This window comes from Streptomyces sp. NPDC048644, assembly GCF_043199105.1.
Classification (GTDB): Bacteria; Actinomycetota; Actinomycetes; order Streptomycetales; family Streptomycetaceae; genus Streptomyces.
The window spans coordinates 470,141-495,402 of the sequence record NZ_JBICVO010000001.1 but is presented as its reverse complement, the minus strand read 5'-3'; the positions used below and the strand labels follow the sequence as shown (position 1 = coordinate 495,402).

Genomic DNA, 25,262 nt, shown 5'->3' with positions numbered 1-25,262 from the left:
CGGTCTACGGGATGGGGGCCGCGGCCCGTTGATCAGTGCCGCAGGGCGGCGGCGAACCGGGCGGTGAGGGCGCCGGGCGCGGTGATGGCGGTGCCGACGACCACCGCGTGCGCGCCGCGGGCCAGCGCAGCCGCCGCCTCGTCGGGCGTACGGATCCGGCCCTCGGCGATGACCGGGCGGTCCACGGCGGCGGCCAGCGCGGCCACCAGGTCCAGATCGGGGCCTTCCGTGCGGGGCGAGCCGGGGACGTACCCGGACAGGGTGCCGGCGACCAGGTCGGCGCCGTCCGCGACGGCCGCGGCCCCCTCCGCCGCGGTGGCGACGTCCGCGAGTACCAGCGCGCCCGCCGCGTGCACGGCGGCCACCAGCTCGGCGAAGGACGAACCGTCGGGCCGCGGGCGGTCGGTGGCGTCGGCGGCGACGACGGCGGCGCCCGCCGCGACGACGGCCAGCGCGTGCCGGACCGTCGGGGTCAGGCGGACACCGCCGTCGCCGTCCTTCCACAGGCCGATCACCGGCACGCCCGGCAGCGCCGCGACGATCGCCGCGATGTCGTCGGTGCCGTTCGCACGGATGGCGGCGGCGCCCTCCGCGGCAGCGGCGCGGGCCATCCGCACCATCGTGCCGGTGTCGCGCAGCGGGCTGCCGGGCGGCGCCTGGCAGGAGACGATCAGCCGGCCGCGCAGCGCTCCGGCGAGGCGGGCGGCCCGCTCGGCGCGGGACGTGGTGGCCGGGGCGGCGGGCTCGTGCGGGGTGGTCATATCCGGCCTCCAGGGGGCTGGTGCAGGGGGAGTGCGGTGACGAGGGCGGCGGCGCCGAGCAGCGGCGCGTCATGGCCGTGCCGCGGCGGGCGGGGCACGAGCCCGCCGAGCGGCGCCATCAGCTCGGCGGCGAACGCGCGGCGCAGCGCCGACCAGTAGCGGGCCCCGGCCTTCGGCACACCACCGCCGACGACGACATGGCCGGGCCCGAGCGCGTTGGCCAGGCCGCCCAGCGCCCGGCCCGCGGCCCGCGCCCCGACGGCGATGGCATCGGCCGCCGCGCGCTCACCGGCATCGGCCCGCCGGACGACGTCCTCCAGGCGGCCGGCGGCCGACCCACCGAGCCGCCCGTACAGGGCGGTGATGCCGGGCCCCGACGCGACGGCCTCGACGTGCCCGGTCCCGCCGCAGCTGCACGGCAGGCCATCCGCCTCGGGGACCGGGAGGTGGCCGATGTGCCCGGCGATCCCCGCGCAGCCGTGCAGCATCCGCCCGTCGACGGCGACCGCCCCGCCGATTCCGGTGCCGACGGACAGGTACAGCAGGGACGGCGCGGGGTCGTCGAGCGCGGCCAACTCGGGCCCGGCAGCGGCCCGTACGTCGTTGTCGCAGGCCACCGGCAGGCCGGTACGGGCGGCGAGCCCGGGTCCGAGCGGCGCGCCGGTCCAGCCGGCGATCCGGTCGGTGGCCGCCCGCACGACGCCGCCGACGGGGTCGATCACGCCGCAGGCCGCGACCCCCACCCCCGCGGGATCCTGGCACCCGCCTGTGAGGACGGCGCGGGTGGCGGCGGCCAGGGCGTCCAGGACCGCTTCGGGGCCTTCCTCGCCCGGTGTGGGCCGGGTGTGCCGGGCCAGGATCGTGCCGTCCGCGCCCACAAGAGCGGCGGCGATCTTGGTGCCGCCGAGGTCGAGGCCGACGGCCGCAGGGCGCGCAGCCCCGGGGGCGCCGGTCACCGGACGGGCGGCAGCCCGGCCGCGGTGAGCAGCCGGCCGACCTCGGCGACGGACTCCTCGCTCAGCGGGAGCTGTGGTGCGGCGGTGGCGCCGTGCGCGATGACGCCGCGCAGCCGCAGCGCGGCCTTGAACGCGCCGAGCGCCGACGAGCTGCGGCCCATCTCGGCCTCCGGGCCGACGTCGATCATGGCGAACAGGGCGGTGAGCCGCTCCTGTTCGGCGGCTGCGGCGTCCCAGTCACCGGCCCGCGCGGCGTCGTAGAGCCGCACGTAGGCCGCCGGGTCGACGTTGCCGATGCCGGGGACGACGCCGTCGGCACCGGCCAGCAGGGCGGCGTCCACGGTCAGTTCGGAGCCGGTCAGGACCGAGAAACCGGGGACGGGGCCCGCGCGCCGCCCGGTGCGCCCGCCCAGCGCGACGATCAGCCGGCGCAGCGAGCCCTCGTCGCCGCTGCTGTCCTTCAGACCCGCCAGCGTGCCGTCCCCTGCCAGCTCCCGCACCAGCGCGGCGGACAGCTTGCTGTGCACCGCGACGGGGATGTCGTAGGCGAACAGCGGCAGGTCCACGGCGGCGCGGATCCGGCGGAAGTGCGCGGCGGCCTCCCGCGGGTGGGTGCGGGTGTAGAAGGGCGCGGTGGCGACGAGGGCGTCGGCGCCGAGACCGGCCGCGGCCCTGGCGTGCCCGGTCACCCGGTAGGTGGTGGTGTCGATGACGCCGGCCAGCACCGGCACCCGGCCGTCGGCGGCCTTCACGACGGTCTCCAGGACGGTGGCGCGCTGGGTGTCGGTGAGGTACGCGACCTCGCCGGTCGAGCCGAGCGCGAACAGCCCGTGCACGCCGCCGTCGATGAGGTGGTTGACCAGGCGGGTGAGGGACGCGGCGTCGACCTCGCCCCGCGGGTCGAGCGGGGTGCAGACCGGCGGGACGACGCCGTGCAGCGGTGCGGGCAGTGCCATGAGGGCTCCAGCGGTGGTGCGGTGCGGGCGGGGCGCCCGCCAACTTGTTGGACGTCGGACATGGGATGTCCTATGTCTGGGTCACAATAGACCCGTGCACACGCGGCCGGTCAAGGGTTCAGGTCCCGGAGGGGGCCGGGCGAACCGGCCGCACAGCAGACGCGGGAGAGGGAGAACCATGGCGCGAGGCACGATGTCCGAAGACGTCCAGGGGCAGATCAAGCAGCTCATCCTGCAGCGCAGGCTGACCCCCGGTGACCCGCTGCCCACCGAAGCGGAACTCGTCGGCCTGCTCGACGTCAGCCGCAACTCCGTCCGCGAAGCACTCAAAGCGCTCCAGGCCATGCGCATCGTCGAAATCCGCCACGGCTTCGGCACCTACGTCGGCCCCCTCACCCTCGAACCGTTCGTCGAAGGCGTCGCCTTCCGCGCCGCGGTCCGCCACCACCAAGGCGAATCCAGCCTCTACGAACTCATGGAGGTCCGCGAAGCCCTCGAATCCGGCCTGATCGCCACCGTCGCCCACGACCTGCCGCCCGAGGACCTCGGCACGCTCAAAGATCTGGTGGCCCGCATGGAACAGGAGGCGGGCAACGGCCGGGTCGACAGCTCCACCGACCGCGCCTTCCACCTCGCCCTCTACCGCTCACTGGGCAACCACCTGCTCAGCGAGGTCCTCGACGCCTTCTGGGCCGCCCTGCGCCGGGTCCGCGAAGACCTCTCCGACGACCGCCAGGACCCCCAGGTGACCTACCGTCAGCACGCCGAGATCGTCGCGGCACTCGAAGCGGGCGACGGCGAACGCGCCACCGAGGCCATGCACCGCCACTTCGACGGCATCCGCCGCCGGCTCGCCGACTGACACCCCCGCCCGTCGCCGGCCCGCCACCCCGCCCGGCGGGCCGACCGGCCCCCGTTCACCGGGAGTTCACCCACCGGCGGCCCGGCCGTTGCCGACGTGAGCGACACGAAACCGGGACATGTCCGCTGCCTTGACGGTCAGTTGAGCCCTCCCTATGGTCACCGCACAGGACGAAGGACGTCCTACGTCCGGTCCGAACGCCCGCCTGCCCTCCGGGCAGTCGACGGGAGTTCCACGACAGGACCTACGTCCGGCCGATGGGGGAGCCCCGTGGCATACGAGACGTCAGTGCCGTACCGCGCAGGGGACGACGGATACACCTCCTTCCGCATCCCCGCCGCCGTCCGCACCCGCTCCGGCACCCTGCTCGCCTTCGCCGAAGGCCGCGTCACCTCCGCCGCCGACTCCGGCGACATCGACATCGTCGTCAAACGCTCCACCGACGGCGGCCGGACCTGGAGCCCCCTCCACATCGTCGCCCGCAACGGCACCGGCACCGCAGGCAACCCCGCACCCCTGCTCCTGCCCACCGGCCGCATCCTCCTCCTCCAGGTCCACAACGCCGCCCACGCCACCGAAGAACGCATCCGCCGCGGCCTGGTCGACGCCGCCGACGGACGACGCGTCCACCTCCAGCACAGCGACGACGACGGCACCACCTGGAGCCCGCCCCGCGACCTCACCGACCAGGCCAAAAACCCCACCTGGCGCTGGTACGCCACCGGCCCAGGCCACGCACTCCACCTCCGCCACGGCCCCCACGCCGGACGCCTCGTCGTCCCCGCCAACCACTCCACCCCACCCACCGACCCCGCCCACAACGGCACCGAACCCCGCTACAACGGCGCCCACACCCTCCTCAGCGACGACCACGGCACCACCTGGCGCATCGGCTGGACCGACAGCGACACCCACCCCTCCGTCGCCCCCAACGAAACCACCGCGGCCGAACTCCCCGACGGCACCCTCTACTTCACCACCCGCAACGAAGCCCCCGCCCCCTGGCACCGCGCCGACACCCGCTCCACCGACGGCGGCACCCGCCTCACCACCCCCTTCCGCCCCCAGGCAGGACTCACCGGACCCCCCGTCCAGGGCAGCACCCTCCACCTCGACGACCACCGCACCCTCCTGTACGCCGGCCCCGCCCACCCCACCGCCCGCGCCCTGATGACCCTCCGCGCCAGCCACGACCACGGCCACACCTGGCGACCCGCCCACACCGCATCCGGCCTCCCCGCCGGCTACAGCGACCTCGTCCGCGCCGACCCCGCAACCGTCGGACTGTTCTACGAAACCGGCGACTTCAGCGCCTACGCGACGATCACCTTCCGCCGCATCCCCGTGGAGGACCTCCTGTGAGCACCCACCCCCTGCCCCGCAGAACCGTCCTGGGCACAGCCGCCGCCACCGCCGCCGGCCTCGCCCTCGCCGGCTGCGGCAACAGCGCGGGCAGCGGCGGCCCGCCCCGGGAACGCAAAAAAGGCCAGAAGATCACCCTGACCTTCTGGTCCTGGGTACCCGGCATCGACAAACCCGTCGACCTCTGGAACCGCCACCACCCCGACGTCCAGGTCAACGTCGAAAAGGTCTCCGCGGTCAACGGCCAGCAATACGCCAAAATGCACGCCGCCATCAAAGCCGGCAACCCCCCCGACCTCGGCCAGATCGAATTCCCCGTCATCCCCAGCTTCCTCCTCGACAACGGCCTCCACGACCTCGCCCCCCTCGGCGCCGCCCGCCACAAGAATCGTTTCGTCGGCTGGCAATGGCAGCAATCCGTCTTCGGCAACGGCATCTACGCCATCCCCCAGGCATCAGGCCCCATGGGCCTCTTCCTCCGCCAGGACCTCTTCGACACGTGGGACATCGCCCCGCCACGCACCTGGGACGACTACGAAAACGCCGCCAAAGCCATCCGCAGAAAAGGCGCCTGGATCGAAACCTTCGCCCCCACCAACGGCAACCGCTTCGCCGGCTACGCCTGGCAGGCAGGCGCCGCCTGGTACACCGCCCACGGCGACACCTGGACCCTCCACATCGACGACGAACCCACCCGCAAAGTCGCCGACTACTGGGAATCCCTCGTCAAACAGAAACTCGTCAAAACCATCCCCGACCGCCAGAACGCCTGGTACAAGGACATCCAGACCGGCGCCGTACCCGCCTGGCTCGGCGCCAGCTGGGGCGACACACTCCTCGCCGGCAACGCCCCCGCCACCCGCGGCAAATGGCGCGCCGCCCCCCTGCCCCAATGGACACCGGGCGCCGACGCACAAGCCAACTGGGGCGGCTCCACCACCGCCGTATTCGCCGCCGCCACCTACCCCAAGGACGCCCTCGACTTCGCCCTCTGGCTCAACACCGACCCCGCATCCATCGCCCTCCTCATCGACGGCGGCTACGGATTCCCCAGCGCCAAAACCGGCTACACCACCACCGACCTCGACGTCGACAAGGACTTCTTCGGCGGCCAGCACTACAGCACCGTCTTCGCCGACGCCGGAGCACACGTCGACACCCGCTGGCAATGGGGCCCAGGCGTCGACACCCTCTACCAACGACTCGGCGACGCCTTCACCGACGCACTCGGCGACGGCAGCTCCTTCCGCTCCGCCCTGAAAAAAGTCCAGGACCAGACCCTCGCCGACCTCAAAGCCAAGGGGCTGAAAGTGGAGAGCGGCCGATGAGTCGCGACACCCTCGACCCCCCGGTGGCACACCCCCACCACGCCACCCCAGGACGGTCACGCCGCACCACCCGCCGCCCCACCCGCCACACCCGCGCCGCCGTCGGCCTCCTCCTGCCCTTCCTCACCCTCTTCGCCCTCTGCTTCCTCGCCCCCCTCGGCTACGCCGTCCACGAAAGCCTCCACCGCACCGAACGCACCGGACCCCTCGGCCTCGGCGGTGAACACGACGTCTTCGCCGGCCTCGCCAACTACACCCACGCCCTCGCCGACGACCGCTTCCTGACCGGCTTCGCCCGCGTACTCCTCTTCGGCGCCGTCCAGATCCCCCTCATGATCGCCCTCGCCACCGCCCTCGCCCTCCTCCTGGAAAGCGCGAGCGCCCGCGGCGTCCCCTTCTTCCGCACCGCCTTCTTCCTCCCCTACGGCGTCCCCGGCGTGATCGCCTCCATCCTCTGGGGATTCCTCTACGTCCCCGGCATCAGCCCCCTCGTCACCCTCGCCCAAACCCTCGGCCGGCACGTCGACTTCCTCGCCCGCGGCACCGTCCTGTGGTCCATCGCCAACATCGTCACCTGGCAGTTCACCGGCTACAACATGCTCGTCCTCATCGCCCAACTCAAAGCCGTACCAAGCGAGTTGTACGAAGCCGCCCGCATCGACGGCGCCAACGCCTGGCACACCGCCCGGTACATCAAAATCCCCCTGATCCGCCCCGCCCTCACCCTCACCTGCGTCTTCAGCATCATCGGCACCCTCCAACTGTTCGCCGAACCCATGGTCCTGCGCCCCCTCGCCTCCGCCATCGACTCCGGCTACACCCCCAACCTGCACGCCTACAGCGAGGCATTCGTCGGCAACAACCAGCACCTCGCCGCCGCCGAAGCCGTCCTCCTCGCCCTCGCCGCCTGCGTCCTGTCATTCGGCTTCCTGCGCCTGGCCGGCGGCCACGGAACGGACCGCCGGTGACCCGCCCCCCGGCCCGCTACCGGATCATCACCGCGACCCTGCTCACCGTCGCCGCGATCTACTTCCTCATCCCCGTCTACTGGCTGATCGTCTCCGCCACCAAGAACAGCGCCGACCTCTTCGGCACCTTCGGCTTCTGGTTCTCCGGCCACCCGCACCTCATCGACCACCTCGCCGACGTCCTCACCTACGACCACGGCGTCTACCTCCGCTGGTTCGCCAACTCCCTGCTCTACGCCGGGATCGGCGCGACCACCGCCACCCTGCTCTCCGCCGCCGCCGGATACGCCCTCGCCAAATACGCCTTCCCCGGCCGGGAAACCGTCTTCAACATCGTCCTCGCCGGCGTCCTGATCCCCGGCACCGCACTCGCCCTCCCGCTGTACTTCCTCTTCAGCGAGATCGGCCTGTCCAACACCCTCTGGGCCGTGCTCATCCCCAGCACCGTCAGCCCCTTCGGCGTCTACCTCTGCCGCATCTACGCCGCCGCCGCGGTCCCCGACTCGCTCCTGGAAGCCGCCCGCATCGACGGCGCGGGCGAAGCCCGGATCTTCGCCGGACTCGGACTGCGACTGATGACCCCCGCCCTGGTCACCGTCTTCCTGTTCCAGTTCGTCCACATCTGGAACAACTACTTCCTGCCGCTGGTCATGCTCTCGGACTCCGACCTCTACCCCATCCAACTGGGCCTGACCTCCTGGACCGGCTACGCCGACCGCCAGCCGGTGCTCTACCAGTACACGGTCGGCGGCGCGTTCCTGTCCGTCGTACCGCTGATGATCCTGATGACCGTCCTCCAGAAGTACTGGCGCACGGGGCTGACGGACGGGAGCGTCAAGGCGTGAAGGGCGGGGCCCGTACCGGCGGGCCGGGGGCGGGGCCCGTACCGGCGGGCCCGGGGCGGGGCTCGTATTTCCGGTGGGCCCGGCGAGGCAGCGGGTGGCCTGCCGCGGGGGCCCCAACGGCGGGGCAGGCAGCCCCTGGTGACCGATGCGAGGGCCACGGCGGCGGTGACGGAAGTGGCGAAGGCGTAAGGGGACGGCACCCGTGCGGACGGACCGGCGGGCGGGGCGGCCCGGCAGCCGTGGCGGCGTGACAGTATCGCTGTCATGACTACTCCTGACGACGCCGGATCCGCCGCCCGCCCCGCCGCCCAGCCCGACGACCGGCCCGCCGCCCAGTCCGAAAACGTCGCGACCCGCGTGAAGGCCGCACTCAAGCGTGACCCCTGGGAGCTTCCGGACGTCTCCGGCCTGGTGGTCGGCGTCCTCGGCGGCACCGGCGACCAGGGCCGCGGACTCGCCTACCGCCTCGCCAAGTCCGGCCAGAAGGTGATCATCGGCTCCCGCGCCGCCGAACGCGCCCGGACCGCCGCCGACGAGATCGGCTTCGGCACCGAAGGCACCGACAACGCCGCCTGCGCCCTGCGCAGCGACATCGTGATCGTCGCCGTGCCCTGGGACGGCCACGCCAAGACCCTGGAATCCCTCCGCGAGGAACTCACCGGCAAGCTCGTCATCGACTGCGTCAACCCCCTCGGCTTCGACAAGAAGGGCGCCTTCGCCCTCAAGCCCGAAGAGGGCAGCGCCGCCGAACAGGCCGCGGCCCTGCTCCCCGAATCCCGCGTCACCGCCGCCTTCCACCACCTCTCCGCCGTCCTCCTCCAGGACCCGGAGACCGAGGAGATCGACACCGACGTGATGGTGCTCGGCGAGGCCCGCGCCGACACCGACATCGTCCAGGCCCTGGCCGCCCGCATCCCCGGCATGCGCGGCGTCTTCGCCGGCCGCCTGCGCAACGCCCACCAGGTCGAGTCGCTGGTCGCCAACCTCATCTCCGTCAACCGCCGTTACAAGGCCCATGCGGGGCTGCGGTTGACGGATGTGTGAGGGGCTCGTTCGTACGCGTCCGTAGGTGGTGACGCGTGAGCGGCGCCGGCCTGCGGCCTGACGGGTGTGCGTCCGGTAGGTGGTCGGCGCGGGCTCGGCGTGTGGCGGCCCGGCGGTGGGCGGCCGTCCGTCGGGCGGCACGCGGCCGGGCGTCATGGCGACTGGGCGGCACGGCGGCCGGGCGGCACGGCGACCGCTTCACGCGACCGTTTCACGCGACCGCTTCATGATCGCCGGTGGGCATGGGGGACACTGGAAGGGACCACCGCACCCCCGACAGGAGCCGACCCCCATGCCCTCCGTTCCCTCGTCCCGCCCGGCACCGCGACTGGCGCTGTTCGCCGTCGCGGTATGCGTCCTCGCCGTCGTGGCCGCTGTCGTCTCGTTCGTACAGGGCAGCTGGCTCGGCGTCGTCTGGATCCTGATGGCGGGCATCTCCAGCAACATGGCGTGGTTCTACGTACGCCGCACCAAGCTGGAACGAGAGGCCGCCGCCCGCCCCGAGGCCACGACGACGGCCTGAGGCCGGAGGCGATGGCGACGGCTTGAGGCCCGAGGCGACGGCTTGAGGCCCGAGGTCCGAGGCCACGGAGCCTGCCTGAGGGCGCATGCCTGCCGGTCCCTGAGGTGACGGCCTGAGGGCGACAGCCGGAAGACGAACGCCTGCCTGAAGGTGAAGGACTGACGGCCCCTGGGGCGATGGCCTGAACGGGATGGGGGCCTCCGACCCGCCCCCGATTTCGCCCCCGATTCCGCCGTGCCCGCAGGTCCGCGGGCCTACGCGCCGCCCCCGACCTGCGGGATCTGCGACTCGCCCTGCCAGAAGCGGAAGAACTCCTGACCCCAGTAGGAATCCCAGTTGGAGACGCCCAGGGCGCGCAGGATCATGTCGACCAGGTTGAAGAACACGTGGTTGATCTCCGGCACCCACAGCAGCCCGAAGACCGCCAGCAGACCGAACGGCGCGAACGGCTCCACCTGGCGCCGGAAGGAGTGCGAGAGCCAGGGCTCGATCACGCCGTAGCCGTCGAGGCCCGGTACCGGCACGAAGTTGAGGATCGCCGCCGTCACCTGGAGCAGCGCCAGGAAGGCCAGCGCGTAGCGGAACGGGTCCGGCACGCCGTCCATCGCGCCCAGCCAGAAGGGCGCCGTGACGATCGCGGCGAACAGGATGTTCGTCAACGGGCCCGCCGCCGAGATCAGGCTGTGCCGCCAGCGTCCGCGGATCCGGCCGCGCTCGATGAACACCGCACCACCCGGCAGCCCGATCCCGCCCATGATCACGAAGATCACCGGCAGCACGATGCTCAGCAGCGCATGGGTGTACTTGAGCGGGTTCAGCGTCAGGTATCCCTTGGCGCCCACCGAGATGTCGCCGCTGTGCAGGGCGGTCCTGGCGTGCGCGTACTCGTGCAGGCAGAGCGAGACCACCCAGCCGGACACCACGAACAAGAACACCGCGAACCCGGTACTGGCCGCGAGCTGCCCGCTCCAGACCGCCCAGCCCGACACCGCCATCACGGCGACGAGCGCGAGGAACACCGGGCTGATGTGGCGGTCGGCGCGCCGTATTGCTGTGGTCATCGTGCGGGACTCCCGGGTGTGGTGGATTCGGCCGTCGGCGGATCGGCCGTTGGCGGTGTGCCGGCCAGCCCCGACGGTATCGGCGCCACGGCGCTCTGTGCACACCTCCTTGGACGGCCAGGTGTCCGGGGTGGCCAGGCTCCGGGGTGGCCAGGCTCCGGGGTGGCCCGGTTCGTGGGGGCCCCGGTTCCTGGGTGCCTCGGTTCGTTCCGGGGGGTCCGGGGTCCTGGATGCCGTCGGCTTGTGGGTGCCGTCGGTTCGTGGGGGCCCGGCTCCTCGTGGGTGCCCCGGTTCTTGGGCGCCGTAGAGTCCGGTGGGGGCCTCGCGGGATGGGGGTGTGCTTCTGTCTGGTCTCCGTTCCGTGTCTGGCTCCGTGCCGTTCCTTTCCCCCGCGCGTCTCCTTTTGCGGAAAACGACGCGCGCTGTCGGGCCGGTTCCGGGCAAGGTGGACCTCCGGGCCGAATCCGGGATCGGCCGGAGGCGGCTCGGGGGTGCGGGCGCGGACGGCTCGGGGATGTGTCGGGGGCCACATCGGGGATTGCCCGGGGAGCCACGGAACGGAATCGCCCGGAGGCCGGTGAGAGAGCGTCTGGGGATCCCTCAGAGGCGGATCGACGGTGGCCGTGGCCGGCCCCGCCCCGCCCCGCCGCAGACACCCCAGCCGGTAACCGGTAGCCAGTGGTCAGCGGCCGGTGGCCGGTAGGGGCCGTGGGGGCCGGGCGGCGAGCGGTCGGTAGTAGGGGCCGTGGATCCCCGACGGTCAGCGGTGGCGGTAAGTGGCAGGTGGCAGGTGTGTGGCAGGTGTGTGAGGTGCGCGAGGTGCATGAGGCGGGGGAACGGAAAGTGGGCGGCTCGGGCGTGACCGACAATGGCCAGGTGCGCTATGGAATTCTTGGCACCACCCAGGCTCTGAGGGCCGACGGCACCCCCGTCGCCCTCGGCGGCGCACGCCTGCGCGCCCTGCTCGCCGCGCTCGCGCTGCGGCCGGGCCGGGCGCTCCCCCCGGACCTGCTGATCGCCGACATCTGGCGGATGGACCCGCCCGCCGACGCGCCGGGCGCCCTCCAGGCGCTGGTCGGCCGGCTGCGCAGGGCGCTGGGTCATGAGGCGGTCGCATCGGCCGACGGCGGCTACCGCCTGTGCGCCGGGCCCGATGCCGTCGATCTGACCCGTTTCGAGCGGCTCGCAGCGGACGGCACCCGGGCGCTGGCCGACGGGGAACCGGCCCGCGCCGCCGCCCTCCTCGACGACGCGCTCGCCCTCTGGCGCGGCCCGGCGCTCGCCGATCTGCCCGAGGCCCGTGCCGACGCGGCCCGTGCCGAACGCCGCAGGCTGGACGCCCAGCGCAGCCGGTTCGCCGCCGATCTCGCTCTCGGCCGCGCCGACCACGCGCTGCCGGCGCTCGGCGCGCTCTGCCAGGACCATCCGCTCGACGAGCCGCTCCAGGCGCTGCGACTGCGCGCGCTGCGGGACGCGGGCCGTACCGCAGAGGCGCTGGCCGCTTACGAGGAGATACGCGCCGGCATCGCCGACCGCCTGGGCGCCGACCCCGGCCCGGAACTGCGTGCCCTGCACGCCGAGCTGTTGCGGCCTGGCCCGGCCCAGGCTCCGGTGGCGCCGCCGACTCCGGGGCGCGATGCGCCCGGCCACCACCCCCTGGAGGGAGCGGTCCGCGGCGACCGTCACAGACCCGTCGGCCCCGGCCCCGGCCCCAGTTCCGCCTCCGCCTCCGACGCGGGCGACGGCTCGGGCCCGGACGTCCTTCCCGGCCGCCCCGGCCCGGACCCCCGTCCCACCCAGGACCCCCGCCCTCGCGGCATCCCGCACGACGTGGCCGGTCGCAACGGCTCCCCGTACCCGTACGACACCTCCCGCCATGGCGGCGCCCCGGACGGCGCCCTCCGCCACGGAGCCGCCGCGGACGGCGACGGCACCCGTCGCCACCGCACCCGCGGTGAGGACGCCGCCCGCCACGACCCCACCCGGGGCCACCCGGGAACGAGCACTGTCACCACCGCCCACGGCGTCACCCACCACAAGGGAACCGACACCGGCGGCCACAAAGTCCCCACCGCTCCCACCGCCCCCACCACCTCCGGCACCCTCGGTTCCGGTGGCGGGCCGCCCGGGAATCTGCGGGCGCGGCTGACGTCGTTCGTCGGGCGGGACAGTGATCTGGAGGCGTTGCGGGGTGACTTGGCGGCGCACCGGCTGGTGACGCTGCTCGGGCCCGGTGGCGCGGGCAAGACGCGGCTGTCGCAGGAGGGTGCGGAGCGGGCCGCCGCCGCGTTGCCCGATGCCTGGCCGCACGGGGTGTGGCTGGCGGAGCTTGCGCCCGTCGACGATCCGCGGACCGTTGCCGAGAGCGTGCTCACCGTGCTCGGCGCCCGGGAGACCGTGGTGCGCGGCACCACCGCCGAGGGGCTGCGCGCCGCGGCCGACCCCACCGCGCTCGACCCGCTCGGCCGGCTCGCCGAGCACTGCGCCGACCGTCGGATGCTGCTGGTGCTCGACAACTGCGAGCACGTGATCGGCGCGGCAGCCGAACTCGCCGAGCGGCTGCTGGCCGCCTGCCCCGGTGTCACGGTGCTGGCGACCAGCCGCGAGCCGCTCGCCGTACCGGGCGAGGTGCTGCGGCCGGTGGAGCCGCTGCCCGACCCCGTCGCCCTGCGGCTGCTCGCGGACCGCGGTGCCGTCGCACGCCCCGGCTTCCGGATCGACGACGACCCGGCCGCCTGCGCCGAGATCTGCCGGCGCCTGGACGGCCTGCCGCTGGCCATCGAACTCGCCGCCGCCCGCCTGCGGATGCTCTCGCCGCGGCAGCTCGCCGACCGGCTCGACGACCGTTTCCGGTTGCTGACCAGCGGCAGCCGCACCGCGCTGCCCCGGCAGCAGACGCTGCGCGCCGTCGTGGACTGGTCCTGGGATCTGCTGGACGCGCCCGAACGGGCCGTGCTGCGCCGCCTGTCGGTCTTCGCCGGTGGCTGCGATCTGGCCCTCGCCGATGAGGTGTGCGCTGACGAGGACGTCGACGGCCGTGAGGTCGCCGCGCTGCTCGGCTCGCTCATCGACAAGTCGCTGGTGGTGGCGGCGCCCGCGCCGGACGGCCGGATGCGCTACCGGCTGCTGGAGACCGTGGGGGAGTACGCGGGCGAGCGGCTCGACGAGGCCGGTGAGCGGGCCGGGGCCGAGCGCCGGCATCTCGTCGCGTACCGCGAACTCGCCCGCGGCGCCGACCCGTTGCTGCGCGGCCCGGGGCAGCGGGAGTGGCTGGAGCGGCTGGAGCTCGAGCACGACAATCTGCGCACCGCGCTGCGCCGTGCGGTGGCGGCGGGCGATGAGCACGAGGCGCTGTGCCTGGTGCTGTCGTTGCAGTGGTTCTGGTCCTTGCGTGACCACCGTGCCGATGCCCGTACCTGGTCGCGGGCGGCCGGGGCGCTGGGCCCCGACCCGTTCCTGCCGCCCGTCGAGCCGGCCCCCGAGCTGTACGAGCGTCCCATCGACGCGCCGCCCCCGATGAGCGCTGAGCTGCTCCAGGAGGCCCGTCGTGAGGTCCGTCTGGTGGCGTTGGCGAGCGTCGAGAGCGACATGGAGGCGCTGCGCAGTCCGCAGACGCGGGCGGAACTGGCGGGTGTCCTGACCGCCTACCGCAGCGGGATGCCGCAGACCTGCCGGGTGCCTGGGGTGATGTGGTACTACGCGGTGCTGCTGTCAGGACGGATCGACCGGCTGGCGGAGATGGCCGACGACGCGGTGCGCGCCTGCCGGGAGTTCGGCTACGAGTGGGAGCTGGCCTTCACCCTCCAGCTGCGCTCGAAGATCCTCAACGACAGTCCCGGCGGGCTGGAGAAGGCGAGCCGGGACGCCGACGAATCGCTGCGGATCTTCGTCGGGATCGGGGACGACTGGGGCGCGGCCGAAGCGCTCGCGGGCCGCGCCGAGGCCCGCGAGGCGCGCGGTGAGTACGCGCGCGCCGCCCAGGACTACCGTGCCGCGATGGCGTACGCCGAGGATCTGGGTGCGCACGATCAGACGCTGCTGCTGCGGACCCGGCTGGCCGGGGTGCTGATCGAGGACGGTCAGGAGGACACCGGTGAGCGGCTGCTGCGGGAGGTGCTGGCGCAGGCCAAGGAGCGCAACAGCGGCCGGGACGCGGTGCCGTTCGCGCAGCTGACGCTGGCGATGCGGCTGTCGGTTGCGGGCCGTATCGACGAGGCGCGGGAGCAGTTGCTCGCGGTGCGGGACGCGTTCGCGCAGCGGGCTCCTGAGCTGTTCCTGGGGCTGGTGGAGTCGGCGCTCGTCGCGACGGACCTCGATCAGGGGCGGCTCGACGGGCTGCCGGAACGGCTCCGTGCGGCGCTGGCGAAGATGCAGGGCGCCCTGACCCGGATGGTCGCGCCGGACCTGCCGGTGAGCCAACTGCTCATCGGTGCCCGGCTGATGGTGGCGGTGCGGGGTGCGGACGCGGGCCCGGACGCGGCGCGGCTGGTGGGTGCGTACGACGCGCTGCGGTCGCCCAGTCACGTGCCGCCGCGCGTCATGCGGGACAGCCGGGCGGCTGCCGAGGCGGTGGCGCGCGGAGTGCTGGGCGATGCCGCCTACGCGGGGGCGTATGCGGAGGGCGGTGGCCTCTCGCTCGAAGAGGCCACCGCCCTGATCTGACGCGAGCCGGGCGAAGGCTGTGACTCCCGGGGGCTTCCGGCCTCCGGGCGCGTCAGGTTCTGGGGGCGCGTCCCGGGGAGCCTCCGGACGCGCCGTCCGGCCGGTCAGGTCTTCTTGCGGAACTTGGCGACGGCGAGCGGCATGGTCACCGCGGTGATGGCGACGGCCCAGCCGAGCGTGATCAGCGTGGGGTGCAGGACGGCGCCCTGCCCGTTGATCAGTGCGCGGGCCGAATCCGCCAGGTTGGAGAGCGGGTTGACCTTGGTGAAGCCCTCCAGCCAGCCGGGCATCGACTGCGTCGGGGCGAAGATCGACGAGCCGAACTGGAGCGGCATCAGGACGAGCATCGCCACGCCCTGCACCGCCTGCGGGGTCTTCATGGCCAGGCCCAGCAGGATGAAGATCCACATGAGGGCGGCGCCGAAGGCCGTGGACAGGGCGATCGCGCCGAGGAACGGGAAGAAGCCGCCCTTGACCTCCAGGCCGAGCAGGAAGCCCATGCCCAGCAGGATCGCGGTGGCGATCAGCATCCGGCCGACCTCGACGACGATCTTGGCTATCAGCACCGACGACCGGGCGATCGGCATCGTACGGAAGCGGTCCATGACTCCCTTGCGGAAGTCCTCGTTGACGCCCGTGCCCACCGCCATGGCGATGTTCATGCCCATCATCGCCATCATGCCGGGCACCAGGTACTGGACGTACGCCTGCTGGTGGCCCTTGCCGGCGATGGCGCCGCCGAAGACGTACACGAACAGCAGGATGAAGATGATCGGCATCAGCAGGGCGTCGAACATCGACTCCGGGTCCTGCTTGATCTGCAGGGCGTTGCGCCGGGCCAGCGCGCCGATGTGCCGGACGTTGGCCCGCAGGCCGATCCGGCCCTCGTCGGCACGCGGCTTCGCCGTGGGCGCCGTCATTGTCGCGGCACTCATGCCGATACCTCCGCGTGCTGCTGGTCCGAATCGTCATCGGGGGAGCCCGCGTCGGAGGTCTTCTGGCCGGTGATGGCCAGGAACACCTCGTCCAGGCTGGGCAGATGGGTGCTGATGCCGGCGAGGGCGAAGCCGCGCGCTCCCAGGAGGGCGATGACCGCGGTGAGCTGTTCGTCACTGATGATCGGGACGTTGACGACACCTTCGGTGTGGTCGGCGGTGGCGCCCGAGATGCCGTCGAGTCCGGCCTGGGCGACGGCGCCGGCCATCCGGTCCAGCTCGCCGGGTTCGGCGGGGCGGATCTGGAGGGTGCGCCCGCCGACCTTCGCCTTGAGTTCGTCGACCTGGCCCTCGGCGATCACCCGGCCGCGGTCGATGACCGTCAGCTCGCTCGCCAGCTGCTCGGCCTCTTCCATGTACTGGGTGGTGAGCAGCACCGTCGCGCCCTCGCGGACCATCCGCTGCACCTCGGCCCACACCTCGTTGCGGGTGCGGGGGTCGAGTCCCGTCGTCGGCTCGTCCAGGTAGAGGACGGCGGGCTGCCCGATCATGGAGGCGGCCAGGTCCAGGCGGCGGCGCATACCACCGGAGTACTTGGCGGCGGGCCGCTTGGCGGCCTCGGTGAGGGAGAAGCGTTCCAGCATGTCGTCCGCGCGCCGGCGGGCGTCCTTGCGGGACAGGTCGAGCAGCCGCCCGATCATGTAGAGGTTCTCCCGGCCGGAGAGCTTTTCGTCGACCGAGGCGTACTGCCCGGTCAGGCCGATGGTGCGGCGCAGCGCGCGGGGCTGGCGCACCACGTCGTAGCCGGCCACGAAGGCGCTGCCTGCGTCGGGTGCGATGAGGGTGGACAGGCAGCGGACGAGTGTCGTCTTGCCGGCGCCGTTGGGGCCGAGCACGCCGAGCACGGTGCCTTCCCGCACGTCCAGGTCCACCCCGTCGACGGCTTTCACATCGCCGAAGTGCTTGACCAGACCGCGCACCTCCACGGCGTTTCCGCCCTTGGTGGGTTGTGTCTTTCGTGTCATGCGCACCAAGGTGCCAGCGGCCACCGACAGCGCACCGACAGGCTGCCGACAGGGCGGCTGCGGGGGCGGGCGCATCGCCCCCGCAGCCCGTCCTCCTAGTGGAAGGTGTGCTGCTCGGCGGGGAAGGACCCGCCGACGACCTCGTCGGCGAACTCCTTGGCCGCGCCGCCCAGCAGGTCGCGCAGGGCGAGGTACTGCTTGGCGAAGCGCGGCGCCCGGCCCGCGGTCAGGCCGGCCATGTCGGTCCACACCAGGACCTGGGCGTCGCAGCCGGCTCCCGCGCCGATGCCGACGGTCGGGATGTGCAGCGAGCGGGTGACCTCCGCCGCCAGCTCGGCCGGTACGGCTTCCAGGACGACGGAGAAGGCGCCCGCGTCCTGGACGGCCTTCGCGTCCCGCAGCAGTTGCTGCGCGGCTTCCTCACCGCGGCCCTGGACGGGGTAGCCGCCGAAGGCGTGCACGGACTGGGGGGTGAGGCCGATGTGCGCCATCACCGGGATGCCGGCCGAGACCAGCAACTCCACCTGGTGGGCCGAGCGTTCGCCGCCCTCCAGTTTGACGGCGCCCACGCCGGCTTCCTTGACCAGCCGGGTGGCGCTGCGCAGGGCCTGTACGGGCCCTTCCTGGTAGGCGCCGAAGGGCAGGTCGGCGACGATCAGGGCGTGCCGGCTGCCGCGGACGACGGCGGCGGACAGCAGGGTGATCTCGTCCATGGTGACCGGCACGGTGGATTCGTAGCCGAGGTGGCAGTTGCCCATCGAGTCGCCGACGAGGAGGACGGGGATGCCGGCGTCGTCGAAGACCGATGCGGTCATCGCGTCGTAGGCGGTGAGCATCGGCCACTTCTCGCCGCGCTCCTTGGCGGCGGCGATGTCGCGGACCGTGATGCGGCGGGAGCGGGTGCCCCCGTAGAGCGCGGTGTCCCGGCCGGCGGGCCGTGCGGCCGGCTTCAGGGCAGGGGAAAGCTGCGTCATGGTGACGGCTCCTGTTCTCATCTCGAGGCGCCCTGACGGCGTCCCCGGAATCCCCTCCATGCTGGCACGCGGTGCTGCGGCGCGGAAGGGCGTCCCCGGAATCCGGCGATTACGGAACGGAGTCGTATCGTTACGCTCTACTCTGTGCCGCATGGCCACCTCACCGCCCCGCCCGGGTGCCCTCGAAGCCGGCAGTATCCCCGCGCACATCCACCGCCGCCGCTGGGTGGCCCTGTCCGTGCTCATGCTCAGCCTGCTGATCGTGGTCCTGGACAACACCATCCTCAACGTCGCCATGAAGACCATCGCCACCCCCGTGCCCGTCGGTCTGGGCGCCAGCCAGAGCGAGCTGGAGTGGGCGATCAACGCCTATACGCTGCTCTTCGCCGGGCTGCTGTTCACCGCGGGGCTGCTCGGCGACCGCATCGGCCGCCAGAAGATGCTGCTGTTCGGCCTTGCGGTCTTCGGCTTCGGCTCGCTGCTCGCCGCGTTCGCCGCTTCGCCCGCCCAACTGGTCGCCTTCCGCGCCGTGATGGGCCTCGGCAGTGCCTTCGTGATGCCCGCCACCCTCGCCATCCTGATGAACATCTTCGAGCCGGCCGAGCAGCCCAGGGCCATCGGGTTCTGGGCCGGCGGCGTGGGCCTGGCCATCGCGGTCGGGCCGATCGCCGGCGGGCTGCTGCTCACCCACTTCTGGTGGGGCTCGGTCTTCCTCATCAACGTCCCCATCGTGCTGGTCGCGCTGACCGCGGTGGTGCTCCTCGTCCCCGACTCCAAGGACCCCGCACCCGGCAGGCTGGACCCGGTGGGCGTGCTGCTCTCCGTGGTCGGCCTGGTCCTGCTGGTCTACGGGATCATCAGGGGCGGCCGGCTCGCCGACTTCGCCGCCCCCGAGGTCGTCGGCACGACCCTGGGCGGTCTCGTCGTGCTCGCCGTCTTCGTGGCGCACCAAAGGCGCAGCGACCACCCGTCGATCGACATGGGCTACTTCCGCAAGCCCGCCTTCTCGGCCGCCGTCACCGCCATCGCGCTGGTCTTCTTCGCGCTGGTGGGGGTCACGTTCCTCATCGTCTTCTACGTGCAGAGCGTGCGCGGCTACACGCCGCTCCAGTCGGGGCTGCTGATCCTGCCGCTGGCCGCCGCCCAGTTGATCTTCGCGCCGCGGGCCCGGCACGTCGTCGACAGGTTCGGCTCCCGCGCGGTGTGCACCGTCGGCATGCTGGCCATCGTCGCCACCATGGCCGGGCTGCTGCTCCTGGACACCACCACCCCGATCTGGGTGCTGGAGGCACTCTTCTTCCTCCAGGGCATCGGCATGGCGCACATCACGCCGCCGGTCACCGTCTCGATCATGCAGTCCCTGCCGCGCGAGAAGGCCGGCTCGGGCTCCGCGATCAACAACACCTTCCGGCAGGTCGGCGGCACCCTCGGCGTCGCGGTCCTCGGCTCGCTGCTGTCCACGACGTACCGCGACGGCATCCAGGGCACGCTCGACGGCATCCCCCGGCTGTCACCCGGCGCCCGGCACGCGGCCGGTGAGTCCGTCGAGGCGACGCTCGCGCTGGCCGACCGGATGGGCCCGGCCGGAGCGCCGCTGGTGTCCACGGCGAAGGACGCCTTCGTGCACGCCATGCACGTCACCGCGGTCGGCTCGGCGTGCATCGCGCTGGCCGGCGCGGTGGTGGTCGCCGTCTTCCTGCCCAGCAGGTCCCGTGGCGAGGTGCCCGCGACGCAGCCGCAGGAGGAACCGGCGGCGGAGGCCGGGTGACGGGCGGCCGGGCGACGGCCCCCGAACGCCGCGGGCGTCCGCGCAGCGCAGCCGCCGACCGCGCCATCATCGAGGCCGTCCTGCGCCTGATCGAGGAGGGCGCCGGCATCGGCGAGCTGGCCATGGAACGCATCGCCCGGGAGGCCGGGGTGGGCAAGGCCACCGTCTACCGCCGCTGGCCCGGCAGGGACGCGCTGTTCCTCGACGTGATCCGCTCCCTGGAGGAGGAAGTCCCGCCGCCGGGCGGCGGATCGGTGCGCGACGAACTGGTCCGGCTGCTGGAGTTCCTCCGCAGGCGCGGGCTGGCCAAGCGCCACTCCGCGGTCCTGCGCACGGTGCTGACGCACGTCCAGGCGCAGCCGGCGGTGTGGCGCGAGTACCAGGAGACGGTGATGCGCGCCCGCCGCGAGGCCCTGCTCGCGGTACTGCGCCGCGGCATGGCGGGCGGCGACATCCGGGCCGACCGCGACCTCGACGTCCTCGCGGACCTCTTCATCGGCCCGATGCTCTCCCGGGCGCTGCTCGACGAGTCGAAGGCGCTGCCCGAAGGTCTCGCCGAGCAGATCGTCGACACCGTGCTGGAGGGGGTGCGACCGGGCCCGTGACGGGGTAGGAGGGCGGGCGGCGGACCGGCGCGAGGGGCCCACGGCAGGGAGCGGAATATGCCCGTTCTGTGACACCTGGCGCCGAGGCGCCGCTCAGCGGAACCCAGGCCCGTCGCCCATCCGTCTCCACTTCTAAGAAAGCGCATCACGAAGCATCGCCTAGGGTCGTGAACCACAGGTGAGGCAGCGGAGCAAGGCAGTGAGGACAGCGGAATGGCGCAGGCATACATGACGGAGCCGGGACAGGGCCAGGACCCTGAACGGACCGGTTCCGGAGCCGCCCGCCTGAAGAACTGGTGGCGTCCGGAGGGGATGTGGCGGCGTGGCATCATTCTGGCCGTGCTCGCGGTGCTCGTCGGGCTGCTGATGCTCCTGCACGGCCGGGTTCCCAACACCGTGGGAAACCTGGGCAGTCTGCTGGAGACGTTCCTCCCGTGGGCCGGCATCGCCATCCCGCTGCTGCTGATCCTGGCGCTGCTGCGCCGCTCGGCGACCGCACTGATCGCGCTGCTGCTGCCGGTCGTCGCCTGGGTCAGCCTGTTCGGCGGGCAGCTCACCGGCAAGTCGGGCAGCGGCGGCGATCTCACCGTCGCCACCCACAACGTCGACGCCGACAATCCCGACCCGGCGGGCACCGCGAAGGACATCGCGGCGGCGGGCGCCGACGTCGTCGCCCTGGAGGAGCTGACCGCCGAGGCGCTGCCCGCGTACAAGAAGGGGCTGGCCGCGGCGTACCCCTACAGCGCGGTCAAGGGGACCGTCGGGATCTGGAGCAAGCGACCGCTGTCCGATGCCGCACCGGTGAACATCAAGATGGGCTGGACCCGGGCGCTGCGGGCGACGGTGACCGCGGCGGACGGCCAGAAGGTCGCCGTCTACGTCGCGCACCTCCCGTCGGTACGGGTCAAGGTCGCGGCGGGCTTCACCGCCAACCAGCGGGACGAGAGCGCCGCCGCGCTGGGCCGGGCGATCTCCCACGACCCGGCGGGCAAGGTGGTGCTGCTCGGCGACCTCAACGGCACCATGAACGACAGGTCGCTGGCGCCGGTCACCTCGCAGATGCGCTCGGCGCAGGGCGCGGCGGGCGACGGCTTCGGCTTCACCTGGCCGGCCGGCTTCCCGATGGCCCGCATCGACCAGATCATGGTCAGGGGCCTGGAGCCGGTCTCGGCCTGGTCGCTGCCGGCCACCGGCAGCGACCACCTGCCGGTCGCGGCGTCGGTCAAGCTCTGAGCCGCCGGACGGGCTCAGGGCCGGGCGCGGGCCGCCCCCCGGAGCCCGTCCGACCTCGGGATTTCACACCTCGTTGACCTGCCGGAATACTGGGCCGGAAAGACTTTGTTCCGTAACAGAACTTACGGACCTCCTTCCTGCCGCGTGTGACGACCCCACGCACCCGTTCCCGAAAGGTTTCTCATGCCCTTGGCTCTGCTCGCGCTCGCGATCTCGGCCTTCGGTATCGGCACCACGGAGTTCGTGATGATGGGCCTGCTGCCCAACGTCGCGGACGACCTGGGCACCACCGTGCCCGCCGCCGGCTACCTCGTCTCCGCCTACGCGCTCGGCGTCGTCATCGGCGCCCCGCTCCTGACCGCGCTCGGCTCCCGCATACCCCGCAAGCGGATGCTGGTGCTGCTGATGGCGGTCTTCACGGTCGGCAACCTCGCCTCCGCGCTGGCCCCCACCTTCGGCCTGCTGATCGCCGGGCGGTTCCTCGCCGGGCTGCCGCACGGCGCGTTCTTCGGCGTCGGCGCCGTGGTGGCCGCCCGGCTGGTGCGCGAGGGACGGCAGGCCCGCGCGGTCGCCACCATGTTCCTCGGCCTGACCGTCGCCAACATCGTCGGCGTGCCCGCGGCGACCCTGCTCGGCCAGCACCTCGGCTGGCGCGCGACCTTCCTCGTCGTCGCCGCCATCGGCCTGGCCGCCATGGCCGCGCTCGCCCGCCTCGTCCCGCAGCTGCCCGCGCAGGAACGCACCGGGCTCGGCCGCGAACTGCGCGCACTCGGCGACCGCCAGGTCCTGCTCGGCCTGCTCACCACGGTCTTCGGCTTCGCCGGCGTCTTCGCCGTCTACAGCTACCTCGCCTCGACGGTGACCCGGGTGACCGGCTTCTCCCAGGGCACCGTCCCCCTCGTGCTGGCCCTCTTCGGCATCGGCATGACGCTCGGCGCGCTGGCCGCAGGGCCGCTGACCGACCGGGCGCTGCGCCCGACGCTGTACGGCTCGCTGGCGGCGCTCACCGTCGTCCTCGCCGCCTTCCACTTCGTCGCCGAGGTGAAATGGGCGGCCCTGGCCTGCGTCGTCCTCATCGGTGCCGTCGGCTTCATGACCACCACGCCCCTCCAGATGCTGGTCATGAACAAGGCCCAGCAGGCGCCCACCCTGGCCGCCGCCTCCAACCAGTCCGCCTTCAACCTCGCCAACGCGGGCGGCGCCTGGGTCGGCGGCCTGGCCCTGACCGCCGGCTGGGGCTGGACCTCACCGACCCTCGTCGGCGCGGTCCTGGCCGCCGCGGGACTGGCCGTCGCCGTCACCGCGGGACTGCTGGACCGCGGCGATGGCGCCGCCGCCCACGAGACCTCCCGGATCGTGGCGCGCGGCGGGGAGAGCGCCCAGGAGGCCGCGGAGAGCGCCCCGGCGGGCGGCCACACCGGCTGAACCGGGGGCCGGGCCGGGAGGGCGACGACCGGACCCGGGGCGCCCGGCGCCGGTCAGGCGCCCTCCCGCCAGCGGTTGGTGACCGGCAGCCGCCGGTCCTTGCCGAAGCCCTTGGCGGAGATCTTGGTGCCCGGCGGGTACTGGCGGCGCTTGTACTCGGCGGTGTCGACCATCCGCAGCACCCGGGTCACCAGCTCCTCGTCGAAGCCGTCGGCGATGATCTCCGAGCGCCCGCGGTCACGGTCGACGTACAGCTCCAGGACGCGGTCGAGCACGGCGTAGTCGGGCAGCGAATCGGTGTCGACCTGCCCGGGGCGCAGCTCCGCGCTGGGCGGCTTGGTCAGTGTGTTCTCCGGGATCGGCGGGGTGTCGCCGCGGTCCGCCGCCGCCCGGTTCCGCCAGCGGGCCAGCTGGAAGACGACGGTCTTGTAGACGTCCTTGATGGGCCCGTACGCGCCCACCGAGTCGCCGTAGAGCGTCGAATAGCCGCAGGCCAGCTCGGACTTGTTGCCCGGCGCGAGGACGAGATGGCCCTCCTGGTTGGAGATCGCCATCAGCGTCGTGCCGCGCAGCCGCGACTGGAGGTTCTCCTCGGCGAGCCCGGTCAGGCCGAGCGCCCCCATGTACGCGTCGAACATCGGGCCGATCGGCACCGTACGGAACGCCAGTCCGGTACGGAGCGCGAGATCCGCGGCGTCGCCGAGCGAGTGCTCCGACGAGTAGGCCGACGGCATGGCGACGCCGTGCACGTTCGCGGCGCCCAGCGCGTCGCAGGCCAGCGCGGCGACCAGCGCCGAGTCGATGCCGCCCGACAGGCCGATGACCACGCTGCGGAAGCCGTTCTTGGTGACGTACGCGCGCAGCCCGACGACCAGCGCCGTGTAGATCTCCTCCAGGTCGGACAGCCGCTCGGCCTCGCCGCCCGGCTCCCGGGGCGGGTAGGCGGGCAGCGGCTCGGGGGAGAGGGTGACGTGGTCGATGCGCAGCCCGTCGTCGACGGTGCCGGACGGGGGCTCGGGGGCGGCGGCGGGCAGATCGAGGTCGATCAGCACGCATTCCTCGGCGAACTGCGGGGCGCGGGTGAGCACCTCGCCCTCCCGGTCGACGACGATCGAGTCGCCGTCGAAGACCAGGTCGTCCTGCCCGCCGGTCATCGCCAGATACGCGGTGGTGCAGCCGGCTTCCCCGGCCCGCCTGCGGACCAGCGCCAGACGCGTGTCGTCCTTGTCCCGCTCGTACGGCGAGGCGTTGACCGACACCAGCAGCCCGGCCCCCGCGCTGCGGGCGGCCGGCACCCGGCCGCCCTCCTGCCACAGGTCCTCGCAGATGGCGAGCGCGACATCGACGCCGTGCACCCGCACGACGGGCAGCGTGTCGCCCGGCACGAAGTACCGGAACTCGTCGAAGACGCCGTAATTGGGCAGATGGTGCTTGGCGAAACTGAGGGCGACCGCGCCGCCGTACAGCACCGCCGCCGCGTTCTGCGGGGAGCCGGCCGGCCGCCCGTAGCGCGGCAGGTCCTCGGCGCAGCGGTCCAAGTAGCCGACGACGACGGGCAGTTCACCGCATCCCTCGGCGGCGAGACGCGCCGCCAGGGCGGTCAGCGCGGCACGGCTCGCCTCGACGAACGAGGGGCGCAGCGCGAGATCCTCGACGGGATAGCCGGTCAGCGTCATCTCGGGGAAGGCGACCAGGTGCGCGCCCTGCCCGGCGGCGTACCTGGTCAGGCGCACGATCGTCTCGGCGTTCCCCGCGAGGTCACCGACGCAGGAGTCGATCTGTTGGAGGGCGAGGCGTAGTTGGGGCACCCGGCCAGTGTATTCGTCTTTCTGACGCAATGGGGTGTGCGGAAGACGACGGGCGAGCCGGAGCGCACACGGCCGGGGGGGGGGGGGGGGGGGGGGGGGGGGGCGGCCCCCCCCCCCCCCCCCCCCCCCCCCCCCCCCCCCCCCCCCCCCCCCCCCCCCGT

At 73.0% G+C, this 25,262-nt stretch carries 20 protein-coding genes; 12 read left to right on the top strand and 8 right to left on the bottom strand.

The genetic code is table 11. The annotated features are described in order from the left end of the window. Positions 1-32: 32 nt before the first annotated feature. The 3 genes from ACGFNI_RS02190 to ACGFNI_RS02180 are packed head-to-tail and all read right to left on the bottom strand — an operon-like array spanning position 33 to position 2,673. Positions 33-761, bottom strand: a complete 729-nt coding sequence (locus tag ACGFNI_RS02190) for a putative N-acetylmannosamine-6-phosphate 2-epimerase (RefSeq protein WP_393679752.1) — start codon at positions 759-761, stop codon at positions 33-35. Further along, positions 758-1,717: an ROK family protein gene (locus tag ACGFNI_RS02185; protein ID WP_393679750.1), complete on the bottom strand. Its 960-nt coding sequence runs from the start codon at positions 1,715-1,717 to the stop codon at positions 758-760. The genes ACGFNI_RS02190 and ACGFNI_RS02185 overlap by 4 nt, the downstream gene beginning before the upstream one ends. Further along, entirely contained in the window at positions 1,714-2,673 is a 960-nt protein-coding gene (locus tag ACGFNI_RS02180; protein WP_393679749.1) for a dihydrodipicolinate synthase family protein, read from the bottom strand. Before ACGFNI_RS02180 ends, ACGFNI_RS02185 begins: the two co-directional genes overlap by 4 nt. 178 nt (positions 2,674-2,851) lie before the next feature. Here ACGFNI_RS02180 and ACGFNI_RS02175 point away from each other — a divergent pair, with 178 nt between their 5' ends. The 7 genes from ACGFNI_RS02175 to ACGFNI_RS02145 all read left to right on the top strand — a co-directional run bounded on the left by ACGFNI_RS02175 (position 2,852) and on the right by ACGFNI_RS02145 (position 9,605). Then, positions 2,852-3,535, top strand: coding sequence for a FadR/GntR family transcriptional regulator (locus ACGFNI_RS02175; protein ID WP_393679747.1), 684 nt, complete (start codon positions 2,852-2,854; stop codon positions 3,533-3,535). Between the two features lie 270 nt (positions 3,536-3,805). After that, positions 3,806-4,897: an exo-alpha-sialidase gene (locus ACGFNI_RS02170; protein ID WP_393679745.1), complete on the top strand. Its 1,092-nt coding sequence runs from the start codon at positions 3,806-3,808 to the stop codon at positions 4,895-4,897. Next, complete coding sequence (locus tag ACGFNI_RS02165) at positions 4,894-6,225, top strand: ABC transporter substrate-binding protein (protein ID WP_393679743.1); 1,332 nt, start codon at positions 4,894-4,896, stop codon at positions 6,223-6,225. Before ACGFNI_RS02170 ends, ACGFNI_RS02165 begins: the two co-directional genes overlap by 4 nt. Beyond that, complete coding sequence (locus ACGFNI_RS02160) at positions 6,222-7,193, top strand: carbohydrate ABC transporter permease (protein ID WP_393679741.1); 972 nt, start codon at positions 6,222-6,224, stop codon at positions 7,191-7,193. Before ACGFNI_RS02165 ends, ACGFNI_RS02160 begins: the two co-directional genes overlap by 4 nt. After that, positions 7,145-8,038, top strand: a complete 894-nt coding sequence (locus ACGFNI_RS02155) for a carbohydrate ABC transporter permease (protein WP_393680327.1) — start codon at positions 7,145-7,147, stop codon at positions 8,036-8,038. Before ACGFNI_RS02160 ends, ACGFNI_RS02155 begins: the two co-directional genes overlap by 49 nt. Positions 8,039-8,302: 264 nt before the next feature. Further along, a complete protein-coding gene (npdG, locus tag ACGFNI_RS02150) occupies positions 8,303-9,082 on the top strand; it encodes an NADPH-dependent F420 reductase (RefSeq protein WP_393679740.1) in 780 nt (259 codons plus the stop codon). Between the two features lie 292 nt (positions 9,083-9,374). Then, the gene (locus ACGFNI_RS02145; protein WP_393679738.1) at positions 9,375-9,605 is read left to right on the top strand and encodes a hypothetical protein; all 231 of its coding nucleotides are present in this window, start codon (positions 9,375-9,377) and stop codon (positions 9,603-9,605) included. A 254-nt stretch (positions 9,606-9,859) separates the two neighbouring features. Here ACGFNI_RS02145 and ACGFNI_RS02140 read toward each other — a convergent pair whose 3' ends face one another. Then, positions 9,860-10,666 (bottom strand): site-2 protease family protein, encoded by an 807-nt coding sequence (locus ACGFNI_RS02140; protein WP_393679736.1) that lies wholly within the window; start codon positions 10,664-10,666, stop codon positions 9,860-9,862. Positions 10,667-11,524: 858 nt separating this feature from the next. Here ACGFNI_RS02140 and ACGFNI_RS02135 point away from each other — a divergent pair. Next, positions 11,525-15,328 carry a BTAD domain-containing putative transcriptional regulator gene (locus ACGFNI_RS02135; RefSeq protein ID WP_393679734.1) on the top strand — a complete coding sequence of 1,268 codons (3,804 nt, stop codon included), beginning with the start codon at positions 11,525-11,527 and terminating at the stop codon, positions 15,326-15,328. A gap of 104 nt (positions 15,329-15,432) precedes the next feature. Here ACGFNI_RS02135 and ACGFNI_RS02130 read toward each other — a convergent pair whose 3' ends face one another. The 3 genes from ACGFNI_RS02130 to panB form a co-directional block, all read right to left on the bottom strand. After that, positions 15,433-16,263: an ABC transporter permease gene (locus tag ACGFNI_RS02130; protein WP_393679732.1), complete on the bottom strand. Its 831-nt coding sequence runs from the start codon at positions 16,261-16,263 to the stop codon at positions 15,433-15,435. Beyond that, complete coding sequence (locus ACGFNI_RS02125) at positions 16,260-17,288, bottom strand: ATP-binding cassette domain-containing protein (RefSeq protein ID WP_393679731.1); 1,029 nt, start codon at positions 17,286-17,288, stop codon at positions 16,260-16,262. Before ACGFNI_RS02125 ends, ACGFNI_RS02130 begins: the two co-directional genes overlap by 4 nt. A gap of 95 nt (positions 17,289-17,383) precedes the next feature. Continuing rightward, entirely contained in the window at positions 17,384-18,262 is an 879-nt protein-coding gene (gene panB, locus ACGFNI_RS02120) for a 3-methyl-2-oxobutanoate hydroxymethyltransferase (protein WP_393679729.1), read from the bottom strand. Between the two features lie 151 nt (positions 18,263-18,413). Here panB and ACGFNI_RS02115 point away from each other — a divergent pair, with 151 nt between their 5' ends. The 4 genes from ACGFNI_RS02115 (at position 18,414) to ACGFNI_RS02100 (ending at position 23,293) form a co-directional block, all read left to right on the top strand. Next, entirely contained in the window at positions 18,414-20,030 is a 1,617-nt protein-coding gene (locus ACGFNI_RS02115; RefSeq protein ID WP_393679728.1) for an MFS transporter, read from the top strand. Then, positions 20,027-20,635: a TetR/AcrR family transcriptional regulator gene (locus tag ACGFNI_RS02110; RefSeq protein WP_393679727.1), complete on the top strand. Its 609-nt coding sequence runs from the start codon at positions 20,027-20,029 to the stop codon at positions 20,633-20,635. Before ACGFNI_RS02115 ends, ACGFNI_RS02110 begins: the two co-directional genes overlap by 4 nt. Before the next feature lie 228 nt (positions 20,636-20,863). Then, positions 20,864-21,868 carry an endonuclease/exonuclease/phosphatase family protein gene (locus ACGFNI_RS02105; RefSeq protein WP_393680325.1) on the top strand — a complete coding sequence of 335 codons (1,005 nt, stop codon included), beginning with the start codon at positions 20,864-20,866 and terminating at the stop codon, positions 21,866-21,868. A gap of 183 nt (positions 21,869-22,051) precedes the next feature. After that, positions 22,052-23,293 (top strand): MFS transporter, encoded by a 1,242-nt coding sequence (locus tag ACGFNI_RS02100; protein ID WP_393679726.1) that lies wholly within the window; start codon positions 22,052-22,054, stop codon positions 23,291-23,293. 53 nt (positions 23,294-23,346) lie between these two features. Here the strand turns inward: ACGFNI_RS02100 and ACGFNI_RS02095 are convergent, their stop codons facing one another. Continuing rightward, positions 23,347-25,101, bottom strand: coding sequence for an NAD+ synthase (locus ACGFNI_RS02095; RefSeq protein WP_393679725.1), 1,755 nt, complete (start codon positions 25,099-25,101; stop codon positions 23,347-23,349). Between the last annotated feature and the right edge of the window lie 161 nt (positions 25,102-25,262).